Raw genomic sequence first — 12920 nt, forward strand, 5'->3', positions numbered from 1 at the left:
TAGTTAAAACTTTAACATATTAATATTAATGCAATGGATTACATAATATATTTATATTAAAATGCAATATTTATTAATAGTTCAATATTAACGAACTAAAACAAATAAAAAATAAATGAAAAAATAAAAACCATTGAAAAATTTCAATGGTTTCATTCAATATATTATGAATAGTTTATTTCGCCCTCAATCTTTCTTTGATGGCTTCGATATTTCTCTTCGCAGAATCTTCCAGAATAAGGCTTGCACTCATATGGATTCTTGCAGGCATCAATTCATTGAAATGGTCTGTACCTTCCCAAGAAACTTTCTTAATTAAAGCTAAAGCCTCTTCGCTTCTTGAAGAAAGGGTATTTAAAAATTTATCAAGCTTGGCATCCATTTCCTCTATTGTTTCAGACACAGAATGGTAAATATTATGCTGTTCTGCCCATTGTGCTGATCTAAAATCTGCATCAATAGCCATAGCAGAGAATTGTGATTTTCCTATTTTTCTCTCAACATAGGGGCCAATCACAAAAGGACCAATACCTAGATTAATTTCTGTTAAAGCCAATGCAGAATCTTTCGTTGCAAAACAATAATCTGCACCACAAGCCAGACCTACTCCTCCTCCTGTTGTTTTTCCCTGAACTCTTACAACGACAATTTTACCACAATTTCTCATCGCATTCAAAACTTTGGCAAAACCGCCAAAAAATTTGGTAGAAGCTTCCAGTTCCTCAATAGCCAATAATTCATCAAAACTCGCTCCTGCACAAAAAGCTTTTTCCCCTTCACTTTTTACAAGGATAGCTTTCACTTCTGCTTTAGCTCCTTCATCCAGAATAGTTTGGGCTAATTTTTCAAGAATGGCTCCCGGAAGGGAATTGCTTTTTGCCGTTCCGAATGTAATTTCGGCAATATTATTTTTAATTTCTGATGTTACAAAATCACTCATTTTTAGTATCTATTGATTTTTACAAAAATACTAAATAAAGGACTTTTAAGAAAACTAAAGCAGTAATTTTAGTATCCAAAACAGGTCTTGTTCAGAATTCTTATTTTCTGCCGTACAGCAATATTCTTTTGAATGCATAGATGGCCGGAAATTTTGCAAATTTTTCTGTTATACGTTTTTTATATTCTTCAATGAATTGCTGTTTGGCATTTCCCTCCAGCCTTTCTAAATAAGGAATCAATGCTGAACCGGAGATAAACTGAAAGAGCTTTTCTGCATTTTCAGCAATTATCGGATAAACTTTAATAGAAATTTGCAAGTCTTTTAACCCATATTGAAACATCATTTTTGAATATTCATCCAGGCTTAAAACGGGGGAAATCCTGTTCCAATTTTGAAGGAGGCTTTTGTATGGTTCTTCCGAAGCTAGCTGAAACAAAATCTGATTAAGTATATTTTCTGCCTGAAGTGGCATTTGTATTGCAAACTGGCCATTTTCACTTAATAAGGAAAGTAATTTTGGAAATAGTTTCTCATGTTTATCTGACCATTGCAGGGCAGCGTTACTGAAGATCAAATCCCAAGTATCGGTAGAATTGTATAATTCTTCAACTGTTTCCCTTTTAAAATTTAATCGCTTATTTTTATACGCCTCTGATTGAGCCAACATTTCTGCTGAGGAATCAATGCCTAAAAATTCTGCATCAGGGAATCTTTCTGAAAGGATGTGAGTCTGTTCTCCGGTTCCGCAACCGATATCGATCGCTTTTTTCAAACCATCAGGAGAAATAAACCGTATCAGATCAAAGAAAGGAAGATAGCGTACATCCTTAAACTGATTATAAACTTCGGGATTCCAGGGCATATTAAAAACTATTTAGATCAATTAACTATTATTCAGGGCTAAAATATATTTATCAATATAAAGTTGCTTTTCTTTTGACTTATATTGCTGAATATATCGCGGGTGCTCCAAAACGGTCATTTTTTTGAAAAGATGAGCTTCCTGATTTAATTTTGAAATAAAATCTGCATTTTTCTTTCCTAAAACAAAAACTTCTGTTGTATCAAGGTCTAAGCTGATATGTTTCTTTAAAGACTCAATCATAAAATCTTTTACGTCATTAAAGAGTACCTTATCATCATAGTAATTGGCATTCAGCCAGCCATTCCGTGATTTTCTTACAATAGCCAGAGGAAAAGGAGAGTTGATATAGATATTTTTATAAAACCGGTCAGCTCCTCCATACTGAGCAATCATGTCATACATAAAAACGGAAGAAACTTCATGGGTATATGCAGATTCCATGGTAATCCCACAAACATTTTCCAGACGCTTGGTATCCGTAAAAGGAACTCCGGTTACTCCTGCTCCGTGGCGGCTAGGATTGATTCCTATAATAAATTTTCTTCTATTGAAGTCGTTATAATATTTGTGATAAAACTTTTGCATCACGACCAAGGTTTCAGGGTTGTCCAAATATGGATTTAAAACCTGAAAATCTTCAGGTAATAATCCTGAATAGTGCAGATTTTTGTTAAACTCAATGATCTTATCTGCAAAAGTTTTATTTTTCATATAAGTCGTAGTTTTATCCTACTTCCAATTCTTCTTCCTGTCGTAATCCTCTGATAAAAGTTTCAAAATCTTTTGCCAGAAAGGTTTTCTTAAAATTATTTTCCTGATCTACATGCACCACTTCCGGTTCTCCGTTTTTACCACATGCAGAATAATCAAGTAAAATCATATCGTGTCCGGCTGAAGGACAGTCACAGATATAAATACCATCGGCAGGATATCCCCATTCATCAATCATAAACTGACTTCCCAATTCTCCGCACAACGAATATTTCTTTCCTTTTCCAATCGCCATAATCCCGGTAATGGCTACATGATCTTCTGCCCAAGAGACACTTTCTGTAGTGGCAAAACATGATTTATTCACCAATCCGCCATTTTGCAATCTCATCAATTCGATATAAGATTTCGGAAGCTGATATCCTAATTTATTTTCAACTTCAGCAATTATTTCATCACCAGGAAAATCTTCTATATAATCTTTTGATGAATAACTGCATTCACTCCAAAAATTTGCAAAGTCAAAATCTTTGAAAAACGTTAATTCCATAGTATTTTATTTATTAAAAGTAGCTACATCAAATATCTATATTATTTTTGAATTAAAAACTTATTTTTTTAACATTATATTTAGAATATTTCTAAAAAAAACTTTATCTGTTCAGATAGATTTTCTTAAGAATAGATAACGAACTGTCTTTGAGAAAAATAAAATCCTCAGATTAGTTATCGCTTTCTTCGTCGTCACTTAAAGCCAGCTCAATATCAATAAACTGAATGTAAAGGCCACAAAGTTTTTTATTTTCATCATAGGCGAAATAAACAGGATAAGTACCGTCTCCAAAACCACTCGCAAACATAGGGATTTTATACTGGGTATCAGGAATCGTCCAGTTGATCCAATCGCCTCCTTCTCTTTGATAATTAGGGTTTTCCTGATAACTTTGAGCAAACAAACCCGCAAAATAATCATTATAAATATTATCAACATGTAATCCTGCTAAAAACCGATCAAACTCCGGAAGAGCTTCTGCATCAGCAATACATCCCAAACCTGCATCCACGTGAAATCCAAAAAAATCGTCTTCTTTTACACCTTCAAGATTTTCGTTTCCAATTAAAGCTTCTTGGTAACGAACAGGTTTTTGATTTGTAAATTTCACTTTTACAGCAGCATATCTGTTACCCCAATCTTAAGATTTTACTACAGCAATGGTCACCGGAAAATTTCCTTTCGGCACTTCAGTGAAATAAGGTTTTTCATTTGCATTCAGAAAAACAAGCGGATCCCGTACGACTACCTTTCCGGACGGAAGAGAAACATTTCCAATTTCCATAACTTCCATTTTTTCACCCATGATTTCGTCAGAAGTAAAGTAAGATTCTAAATCTGTAGGACAAGTAAGAATATCCTTTACTTCTTCATATTTCTGCATCCAGTTTTCTTCCATAATCTTATTTTGAATTGATTGTAAGTTAAAATAAAGAATAAAAGTATATTATATCAAATACCAAAATGGTTTTAACAAAAGATTATAAAAAAACAGTGCAACAAAATTGTTACACTGTTAAATTGGTATATTAAATTTTAAATCAATCCAAACTGCTCAAAATGGTGGGTAAAATGCTTTCTGTGCATCAGTTCCCACATTTCTTTGTTCAGTTTTCCAAACACAAAATTCGTATGCTCTGCGTGTGGATTTTCTTTGTAATAAATAGAGAATCGTTTCAGATTATCCATGAAAGAAATTTTTGCTGCTTCAAGATTTTTATGTCTTAATTCTAATAATTTTTCATCTTCAGCTAGATATGGTGCAGGAAAGTCTTTTGGCATTTTTCTGTGATTGTACAAAGAATCCTGCCATTTTTCCAAATGCTCTTCAGGAGTAAAGCATTTTTCGGCTTCAGGCTCACCCAAACTTACCAAAACGCCATGCTCCAAATGCTCAATCATTTGCTGAGGAGACATTTTACCCCAGCTTGGCTGAGTGGATTCCGTTAAACCATTCAATGTTTTCTGAATGTTTTTTAAGTTTAAATCAATGAAAGGAGACTGCTTTGCCACTAATGTCAAAATTGTAGCTACACAAACGATCTCATCTCTTTGATTCACCACTTCAACCAACCATTTCACCACACCGGAAGGAATATTTCTTCCCTTAACTCCACGGTTGATCTTTTCTTTCGCCGTTAAATAAACCGTAATGGTATCTCCTGCATAAACAGGTTTGAAGAACGAACAGTTTTCCAATCCGTAATTGGCGATAACAGGTCCTTTTTTCCCTGAAACGAACAATCCTGCTGCGGCAGAAAGGATAAAATATCCATGAGCAACCGTTTTATCGAAGATCGTTCCCGTTAAACTTGTTGCATCGGTGTGCGCATAGAAATGATCCCATGAAACATTGGAGAAGTTTACGATATCCGCATCGGTAACCGTTCTTCCTGCTGTTTCCAAAGAATCTCCAACCTCAACTTCTTCAAAATATTTCTGGAAAGGATGCTTATCCGAATATTTTTTCTCAGCGCCTTGCTGATAAATTTTAGTAACCGCCGTTAAAATATCCGGAGAACCTTGGATGGCTGTTTTCTGAAGGAAGAAATGAAGGCCGTTTAATCCGCCCATTTCCTCTCCTCCTCCTGCTCTACCGGGACCACCGTGCATCAATGTCGGAAGCGGAGAACCGTGGCCTGTACTTTCTTTAGCACTGTCTCTGTTTAACACGAAAATTCTTCCATGCTGTGAAGCCATTTTCCATGAAGTTTCTGCTACGAAATTGTTATCGTGAGAAACAATCGAACCTACCAGACTTCCTTTCCCTCTTTTCGCCAACGCTGCAGCTTCTTCCGCATCTTTGTAAGGCATCAACGTAGAAACCGGACCGAAAGCTTCGACATCATGAGAGATATTTTTTTCGAAAGGTTTATCATTTAAGAACAATTTCGGACTCATAAAGGCCCCTTTTTCGTAGTCAGCGTCTACCAATTCATGTTTTCCATCGTAAATCAGTTCCGTTTCAGCCTTTAATAAATTGACTTTTCTTACCACCTCATCATACTGCTGTTTTCCAACTAAAGATCCCATTCTGGTTTCCCTACTCAATGGATTTCCGATTTTTGTCTGATCTAAAGCTTTTGATAAAGCATTCTGAACGTCTCCGATCAGATTTTCAGGAACGATAATTCTTCGGATTGCCGTACATTTTTGACCTGCCTTCGTGGTCATTTCGTTACGAACTTCTTTGATGAATAAATCAAATTCCGGAGTTCCCGGTTTTGCATCCAGCCCAAGAATCGAACAGTTCAAGGAATCGGCTTCCATATTGAAACGAACAGCATTTCCAGCAATTGATGGTAAAGACTTTAGTTTTCTACCCGTCGTCGCGGAACCTGTAAACAACACAGAATCTCCATCCTGAACATAATCCAGAATATTTCCCGGTTCGCCACACACCAACTGAACGGCACCTTCCGGAAGAATTCCGCTTTCAATCATATCTTGAAAAACCGCATTTGTTAAATATGAACCAAACGGAGACGGCTTAACAATTGATGGAACACCTGCCAACAACGATGTGGACAATTTTTCCAACATTCCCCAAACCGGAAAATTGTAGGCGTTAATTTGAATAGAAACCCCTTCACTTGGCGTTAAAATGTGAGTTCCCAGGAAAGTTCCGTTAGCAGAAATTTTCTGGGTATCACCATCCACCCAAAACGGAGTGTTGGGAAGCATTCTTTTTGCCAATCCTGAATACGTGAAGAAAGTACCGAAACCTCCTTCGATATCCACCCAGGAATCAACGTGAGTAGCCCCTGTTTTATAAGATAATTCGTAATATTTTTTCTTTCTTTCTAAAAGGTAAAGCGCGACTTTCTTCAACATTTCTCCACGATCATAGAACGTCATGGATGAAAGGTTTTTGTAGCCTACCTTTCTTCCGTAATCCAAAGCCTGTTCGAAATTCAGACCTTCTGTATCGGAAATGGCAACCTGTTCACCGTTGACAGCATTGTACAAAGGAATTCCGTTCCCGGTACCTTCTACCCATTGTCCGTAGATATAGTTTTTTAACTTTTCCATATAGTTTTTAATTTATAATGTATTCAATTTAACAATTCATGAAAGGATGCTTCGACAGGCTCAGCATGACTGCACTAATTATTTAAATGATACATTTTATATTGTTATAATTTTAATTTTTTGGTTCCTGGTATGGAAACAATCTCACCAAACCTTCATACAAACTTCTGTGAAGAATGGTGGCATGATTGTCTGTTTCCATCATTTTATATTCTAAAGTCCAGTTTTTCTTATTGGCTTTTTTAAGAACATCATATAAATCTTCAGCGTCTTTTACCATTACCGGATGTTCGCCTTTTCCGACAGAAACGTAAATAAACTTTTTAGTATCCGGAATTTTGGCTAATAACTGAGGAGCCTGTTTTAAAAGGCTTTCATCATCCCACCACAAGCTCGGACTGATGATAAAATAATTATTGAACATTTCAGGCTTTTTCAGCAGAATTTCAGTTGCCAACAAACCACCCAATGATTGTCCGAATAAATAATTATCCGTTGTATTAAACTGTTTTTCGATATAAGGCTTCAATTCTTTTTCTAAAAACCCGATGAATTTATCCGAATGCCCGGTTGTCGGATAATCTTTCTGTAAGTCTTTTAAATCAGTATGAAAAGTAAAGTCTCTTTTTCTGTCGATATTCGCAATTCCGACTATAATGGTTTCCGGCATGGAATACATCTGATTGAAGAATTGAACTAAACCCGTAACATGGATAAAATCCTCATTCATGCTTCCATCCAGAAGATAAATAACCGGATACGAATTCTTTTTATCAAAATTTTGCGGAAGATAGATGTTTACCATTCTGTCTTCATTTAGAATTTTAGATTTTACGGTTCTGATCTCTCCAATAGTCAAAGGCTTTACATTTCCGGTCTGGGCGAAAACCACAGATTGAAATATGAACAGAATGGTAGAAAAAATAAGCAGCTTTTTAATCATCTTAATGTGTGGTAAAATTATTTCACATCATCCCAAATGCTGTAATCAACAACTTTCGTAGGAATCTGCTGAACATATTCCGTAAAGGGTTCACACGGAAGAATAGCATCTTTTCCTTCTCTTGCCAATTCCTGATAGAGTTTTGTTCCTTCTGTTTTCCATTTGATCATTTCATCAGAAACATCTCGGATAATTTTTGCCGGACTTCCCACGATTAATTTTCTTGGTTCACATCTGAAATTTGCCGGAACAAAAGCTAATGCACCAACAATACTTTCATCACCGATATAGGCTTTATCCATCACTACAGCGTTCATTCCAATTAAACAGTTTTTCCCGATGTGCCCGGAATGAATGATTGCTCCATGACCAATATGTGCAGATTCTTCCAAAATGGTTTCAATTCCCGGAAAAACATGAAGGGTACAGTTTTCCTGAACATTTGCACCGTCTTTCACAATAATTTTACCCCAGTCGCCACGAATTACCGCATTCGGACCGATATAAACTTCTTCACCAATTTCCACATTCCCGATAATTACCGCTTGCGGATGAACGTAAGCAGAAGGTTTGATGATGGGACGAATTCCGTGGTATGAGTAGATATTCATAATTTTAATTTGAAAATTTGAGAATGAACTAATTTGATAATTGATAGCGTCCTGAAACATTTGCAAACTCTCAAATTAACCCATTTTCAAATTGATTAAACTCTTTCAATCACCATTGCATACCCTTGTCCGACACCGATACAAAGCGTACATAATGCATATTTTTTATTTTGTTTTTGAAGTTCCATTGCGGCAGAACCAACGATTCTTGCACCAGAAACTCCAAGTGGATGACCGATTGCGATAGCTCCTCCGTTTGGATTTATTCTTGAATCATCGTCTTTTAATCCCAATGTTCTTGTTACTGCCAAAGCCTGAGCTGCAAATGCTTCATTCAACTCGATGATGTCCATATCATCTAATGCAAGATTCAGTCTTTTTAATAGTTTCTGAGTCGCTTCAACAGGTCCGATTCCCATAATTCTTGGTTCAACACCTGCAACAGATGATCCTAAGATCTTAGCTTTAGGTTTTAAACCATATTTTTTCACCGCTTCTTCACTTGCAAGAATTAAAGCTGCAGCACCATCGTTCATTCCAGAAGCGTTTCCTGCGGTTACTGTTCCTTCTTTTCTGAAAGCCGGACGAAGCTTTCCTAATCCTTCCATTGAAGAAGTAGGTTTGATAAATTCGTCAGTATCAAAAATTTTTGGTTCGCCCTTTCTTTGTGGAATTTCAACTTTTACAATCTCTTCCGCTAATCTTCCGCTCTCCTGAGCTTTCGTTGCTTTTTGTTGTGACCAAAGGGCAAATTTATCCTGATCTTCACGGCTGATGTTATGAATATCCGCTAAGTTTTCAGCAGTATCTCCCATTCCGTCAACACCATATAATTCTTTCATTTTTGGATTAACAAATCTCCATCCAAAAGTCGTATCAAACATCTGACTGTCTCTACCGAAAGCAGCACTTGGTTTTGACATGACATATGGTGAACGCGTCATGTGCTCTACTCCACCTGCGATGTAAATTTCGCCTTCTCCTGCAGCAATCGAACGGAAAGCATTGGCAACAGCAGACATGCCCGAAGCACACAATCTGTTTACCGTCTCTCCACCTATTTTGTAAGGAAGCCCTGCCAATAAAAGCCCCATTCTTGCCACATTTCTGTTATCTTCACCTGCTTGGTTCGCGCATCCGAAAATAACATCCTCAATTTCATTAACAGGAACTTCCGGATTTCTTGCTACCACTTCTTTAATAACAATAGCAGCCAAATCATCCGCTCTTACTTCGGATAATCCTCCCTGTAATTTTGAAATGGGAGTTCTGACATAGTCTATAACGTATACGTTGTTCATAATTTTAATCTGAAAAAATTGAGAATGAATCACTTCATTACCCCAATTATTATAATCTTATTTTTTAGTTTTAATGATGATGTTCCGTTTTTTTACTTCTTAACTCCATGACTTGTTCTAAAGTATAGCGTTCATATTTGAAGTCTTTTCCAAACATTCTTTGAGCATTCTCTTCAACAGTAGAATCGAATCCTGCTTCCTTTCTTCTTTTATTAACGTTTTCAGGATCTTTGATTGGCCAGATAAAATTGATAAACGTTTGCTTATGATTTTTATCCAATGTCATTTCACCTGCTCCCTGCGTTCCATAGATCTGTTCCTTATTGTTATACATAAGATAACGGTCTTCCATCATCGCTACCCATGTGAACGGAATTTCCTTCTTTTTTCCTGCTTCCTTGATCAGTGGAAGATATTTATCAATTTTTTTTGAATGCTGAATTACATACCAAGCAGCCTGATTGGTGGGCTCTCCTACAAGGCTTTTTCCGGGATAGCCATACTGCGCAATAATTTTTTCAATTTTCTGCATATTCAAACTGTCATGCTCTGCAACCAATTTCCAGTTTTTCTTTTTGAATTCTTCTTCATCAACATTAAGATCTTTCAGAAGCTGAGCTTTTTTCTCCGGAGTTGTTTCCGTATCAAATAACATCCTGTATCCCTGATCCACTCTCATGATTTCATCGAGCTCCTTCTTCAATGTTTCATTTATTTTCTGCTGAGCATTCATCAGAAAGGCAGAAATCCCGAAAAGCAGTAAAAATATTTTTCTCATTTCGTTAATTTGATGTTTGGTTGGTTTTTTATAAATCGATCACTTTTTTTCCGATTTTATATACGGTTCCGACAAATTTTGCAATCAGTTCTTCATTTTGATTAGTAATTTTAATGTCGTAAACAGCCGTTTTTCTGGTATCATTTACCAAAATGCTTTCTGCTCTGAAAACATCACCTTCTTTCCCGGCTTTGGTAAAATTGATGATACAGTTTAATGCAACAGCAGCATCTCCGGAATTGTTAGACGAAAATGCCAATGCAGAATCAGCAAAAGCAAACGTAACGCCTCCATGAACCGTTTTTAGCCCATTGATCATTTCTTTCTTGATGGGCATTTCTATTAAACAATAATTTTCTTTTACTTCAATCAGTTTAATATTCATCCACTGGGAAAACTCATCCTGATCAAACATATATTCTGCAACCTGTCTCGGGTTCATTTATTTTTATTTAAATTTTTAAATCTTATCACATCCTTCCAAGTATAATCTCTGCCGTCTAAAATAAAGAAAGCTAAAAACATAAAGATGAAATAAAATACAAAACCATATATATTTATACTTTTTTCATCGTCCCATCCGAAATAATAAAACAGAAACTTAACGAGAGAAAAAACAACAAGAAAAATGGTTGCGTTTATGAGAGATCTCAAAAAGTTCTTCTTTGTAAAAATTCTTTTAAGCATAGTTTTTAATACTTTATTTATTACTAAAAGAGTGTTTAAATCTGCGTTATTTCTTCATATAATTCATCAACCAATTTGTCGTAGATACCCATGGTTTTACCAAGAATGATCTGCTCATACGTAAGGTTTTCAGAATGTAACGGATTTTCCGTTTGATAAGGAGCACTTAAATCGATTCCGTCTTCATTCGCAATTCTTCTAATCAGCTCTTTATATTTTTCATTGAATTTTCCTAACAATTCCAGCTTTTCCTGATAATCATCGATCGAAGAAAGCTCCTGAATGATGTATTCTTTTTCAATGATGAGTCTTGTTTCCAATTCGGCTCTGAATTCGTCTATATCCATAGTTTTAATTTGAAAATTAAGTCAATTTGAGATTTTGAAAATTAAAATTGCATAACTAATTTTCAAATGAGCACATTTCATTGTCTAATTTAATTTACGAAGCAACGGACTTTGTCTGTATCTTTCTTCTTGATATTCTTCGTAAAGATTCTGCAGGGTTTCGGAGATTTTTGCATATCCGATTTCTTTTCCCCAAGCCAATAATCCTTTTGGATAGTTTACGCCTTTCTGCATTGCCAATTCCAGATCTTCATCGGTGGCAACACCTAATCTTTTGGCTTCTACTGCTTCATTAATCAACATGGAAATAATTCTCAAGAAAATCTGTTGATAAAGAGCATCGTCTTTTTGACTCCTTTCAGTCGTCGAATCTCCTTTGTCGATTTCTGCAACAGGATTTTGAGCATTTTCTGAATAATCGTAGAAACCTTTTCCTGTTTTTCTGCCGTGAAGTTTGGCTTCAGACATTCTTTGCTGAAGAAGAGATGGTTTGTATTTTGGATCGTAGAAATATTCGTTGTACACTGTTTTTGTTACGGAAAAATTCACGTCAACACCGATTAAATCCATTAATTCAAAAGGTCCCATTTTGAAGTTACCAATGGTTTTCATAGCTTCATCAACTTGTTCTACCGTTGCAATATTCTCTTCAACTATTCTTAATGCTTCACCGTAGTAAGGACGGGCGATTCGGTTGACGATAAATCCGGGAATATCTTTAGCAATCACAGGAGTTTTGCCCCAATCTTTCATGAGATTGTAGATTTTTTCCGCTAATGATTTTTCTGTTAATAAAGAAGGTATAACCTCAACTAAAGGCATCAATGGAGCTGGATTGAAAAAGTGAATTCCGATAAAACGCTCCGGTTTTTGTAACTCCGCACCGAGAGAGGTGATGGAAATGGATGATGTATTGGAACCAATGACACAGTTTTCCGAAACGTGTTTCTCTAATTCTGTGAAAACTTTGGTTTTGATTTCTTTGTTTTCGATGATAGCTTCAATGACCAATTCACAATCTTTGAAGTCTTTTAATTCTGTAGCAATGGAAATATTAGCTAAAATTTCAGTCATTTTTTCTGATGAAATTTTCTGCTTATCAACCAATTTGGTTAATGTTTTTTCCAAACCTACGGTTGCCGTTTCTACTTGTTTCGGATTGGCATCGTACACCCAAACCTTGCATCCGTTTGTCGCGGCTACTTGTGCAATGCCGATTCCCATCGTTCCGGCACCGATAATTCCTACTTTCATATTTTAAATTTGAAAATTTGAAAATGAGTTAATTTGAAAATTATTTGAGCTTCGAACTTGAAATAATTTTAGACAGAATTAATAGAATTTCTCTTAAATCATAAATTAATTTTTCGTTTGGAGATTTCAAATGTGGAGAATTTAAACATAATAAAAGCCAGTATTCTGTTTCATCAGCTTCTTTGGCTGCAATTTTCAATTTATGAATAAATCTGCCTTGCTTTCCGCATTTTGAGCTTCTCTAACATTTGCTCCGATCGAAGTCCCTGATTTAAAAATTTGATTTGTCAAAGGAAACTTTTTAGCTTCATACAAATCTTCTGAAAATTTAATAATGTTTAATGCAAAATCAAAAGTCTTATTTACAATAATATTTTCTTTGTCATTCCTCATTTT

General features: G+C 35.7%; 12 protein-coding genes and 2 pseudogenes. All 14 read right to left on the bottom strand.

All coding sequences use genetic code 11. The features are described 5' to 3' along the window. Positions 1–175: 175 nt before the first annotated feature. Positions 176–940: an enoyl-CoA hydratase/isomerase family protein gene (locus CLV73_RS11665; RefSeq protein WP_100377080.1), complete on the bottom strand. Its 765-nt coding sequence runs from the start codon at positions 938–940 to the stop codon at positions 176–178. Between the two features lie 100 nt (positions 941–1040). Next, the gene (locus CLV73_RS11670; protein WP_100377081.1) at positions 1041–1805 is read right to left on the bottom strand and encodes a methyltransferase domain-containing protein; all 765 of its coding nucleotides are present in this window, start codon (positions 1803–1805) and stop codon (positions 1041–1043) included. 21 nt (positions 1806–1826) lie between these two features. Beyond that, the gene (locus CLV73_RS11675) at positions 1827–2519 is read right to left on the bottom strand and encodes an SMUG2 DNA glycosylase family protein (RefSeq protein WP_100377082.1); all 693 of its coding nucleotides are present in this window, start codon (positions 2517–2519) and stop codon (positions 1827–1829) included. 13 nt (positions 2520–2532) lie between these two features. Continuing rightward, positions 2533–3069: an SMI1/KNR4 family protein gene (locus CLV73_RS11680; protein WP_100377083.1), complete on the bottom strand. Its 537-nt coding sequence runs from the start codon at positions 3067–3069 to the stop codon at positions 2533–2535. Positions 3070–3241: 172 nt separating this feature from the next. Continuing rightward, positions 3242–3970: pseudogene (locus CLV73_RS11685) on the bottom strand (DUF4241 domain-containing protein). Positions 3971–4107: 137 nt separating this feature from the next. Then, positions 4108–6603 carry a phenylacetic acid degradation bifunctional protein PaaZ gene (gene paaZ, locus CLV73_RS11690; RefSeq protein WP_100377084.1) on the bottom strand — a complete coding sequence of 832 codons (2496 nt, stop codon included), beginning with the start codon at positions 6601–6603 and terminating at the stop codon, positions 4108–4110. Between the two features lie 112 nt (positions 6604–6715). After that, positions 6716–7546 (bottom strand): alpha/beta hydrolase, encoded by an 831-nt coding sequence (locus tag CLV73_RS11695; protein WP_100377085.1) that lies wholly within the window; start codon positions 7544–7546, stop codon positions 6716–6718. Positions 7547–7563: 17 nt separating this feature from the next. Then, positions 7564–8157, bottom strand: coding sequence for an acyltransferase (locus CLV73_RS11700; protein ID WP_100377851.1), 594 nt, complete (start codon positions 8155–8157; stop codon positions 7564–7566). Positions 8158–8252: 95 nt separating this feature from the next. Then, a complete protein-coding gene (gene pcaF, locus CLV73_RS11705; protein ID WP_100377086.1) occupies positions 8253–9458 on the bottom strand; it encodes a 3-oxoadipyl-CoA thiolase in 1206 nt (401 codons plus the stop codon). A 70-nt stretch (positions 9459–9528) separates the two neighbouring features. Further along, positions 9529–10236 (bottom strand): DUF6624 domain-containing protein, encoded by a 708-nt coding sequence (locus tag CLV73_RS11710; protein WP_100377087.1) that lies wholly within the window; start codon positions 10234–10236, stop codon positions 9529–9531. 28 nt (positions 10237–10264) lie between these two features. Beyond that, positions 10265–10678, bottom strand: a complete 414-nt coding sequence (locus CLV73_RS11715) for a PaaI family thioesterase (protein WP_100377088.1) — start codon at positions 10676–10678, stop codon at positions 10265–10267. A 280-nt stretch (positions 10679–10958) separates the two neighbouring features. Next, positions 10959–11270 carry a hypothetical protein gene (locus tag CLV73_RS11725; RefSeq protein ID WP_100377090.1) on the bottom strand — a complete coding sequence of 104 codons (312 nt, stop codon included), beginning with the start codon at positions 11268–11270 and terminating at the stop codon, positions 10959–10961. An 84-nt stretch (positions 11271–11354) separates the two neighbouring features. Beyond that, positions 11355–12524, bottom strand: a complete 1170-nt coding sequence (locus tag CLV73_RS11730) for a 3-hydroxyacyl-CoA dehydrogenase NAD-binding domain-containing protein (RefSeq protein ID WP_100377091.1) — start codon at positions 12522–12524, stop codon at positions 11355–11357. Positions 12525–12564: 40 nt separating this feature from the next. After that, positions 12565–12917, bottom strand: a pseudogene (locus tag CLV73_RS19250) (four helix bundle protein). Positions 12918–12920: the final 3 nt, after the last annotated feature.

It is taken from the genome of Chryseobacterium geocarposphaerae (genome assembly GCF_002797535.1).
In the GTDB taxonomy this organism is placed as follows: domain Bacteria; phylum Bacteroidota; class Bacteroidia; order Flavobacteriales; family Weeksellaceae; genus Chryseobacterium; species Chryseobacterium geocarposphaerae.

What these genes read in the sequence shown, in the direction of transcription:
- CLV73_RS11680 (WP_100377083.1), bottom strand. Translation starts at nt 3,069, where the DNA reads ATGGAATTAACGTTTTTCAAAGATTTTGACTTTGCAAATTTTTGGAGT.
- pcaF (WP_100377086.1), bottom strand. Translation starts at nt 9,458, where the DNA reads ATGAACAACGTATACGTTATAGACTATGTCAGAACTCCCATTTCAAAA.
- CLV73_RS11695 (WP_100377085.1), bottom strand. Translation starts at nt 7,546, where the DNA reads ATGATTAAAAAGCTGCTTATTTTTTCTACCATTCTGTTCATATTTCAA.
- CLV73_RS11715 (WP_100377088.1), bottom strand. Translation starts at nt 10,678, where the DNA reads ATGAACCCGAGACAGGTTGCAGAATATATGTTTGATCAGGATGAGTTT.
- CLV73_RS11670 (WP_100377081.1), bottom strand. Translation starts at nt 1,805, where the DNA reads ATGCCCTGGAATCCCGAAGTTTATAATCAGTTTAAGGATGTACGCTAT.
- CLV73_RS11700 (WP_100377851.1), bottom strand. Translation starts at nt 8,157, where the DNA reads ATGAATATCTACTCATACCACGGAATTCGTCCCATCATCAAACCTTCT.
- CLV73_RS11725 (WP_100377090.1), bottom strand. Translation starts at nt 11,270, where the DNA reads ATGGATATAGACGAATTCAGAGCCGAATTGGAAACAAGACTCATCATT.
- CLV73_RS11675 (WP_100377082.1), bottom strand. Translation starts at nt 2,519, where the DNA reads ATGAAAAATAAAACTTTTGCAGATAAGATCATTGAGTTTAACAAAAAT.
- CLV73_RS11665 (WP_100377080.1), bottom strand. Translation starts at nt 940, where the DNA reads ATGAGTGATTTTGTAACATCAGAAATTAAAAATAATATTGCCGAAATT.
- CLV73_RS11710 (WP_100377087.1), bottom strand. Translation starts at nt 10,236, where the DNA reads ATGAGAAAAATATTTTTACTGCTTTTCGGGATTTCTGCCTTTCTGATG.
- paaZ (WP_100377084.1), bottom strand. Translation starts at nt 6,603, where the DNA reads ATGGAAAAGTTAAAAAACTATATCTACGGACAATGGGTAGAAGGTACC.
- CLV73_RS11730 (WP_100377091.1), bottom strand. Translation starts at nt 12,524, where the DNA reads ATGAAAGTAGGAATTATCGGTGCCGGAACGATGGGAATCGGCATTGCA.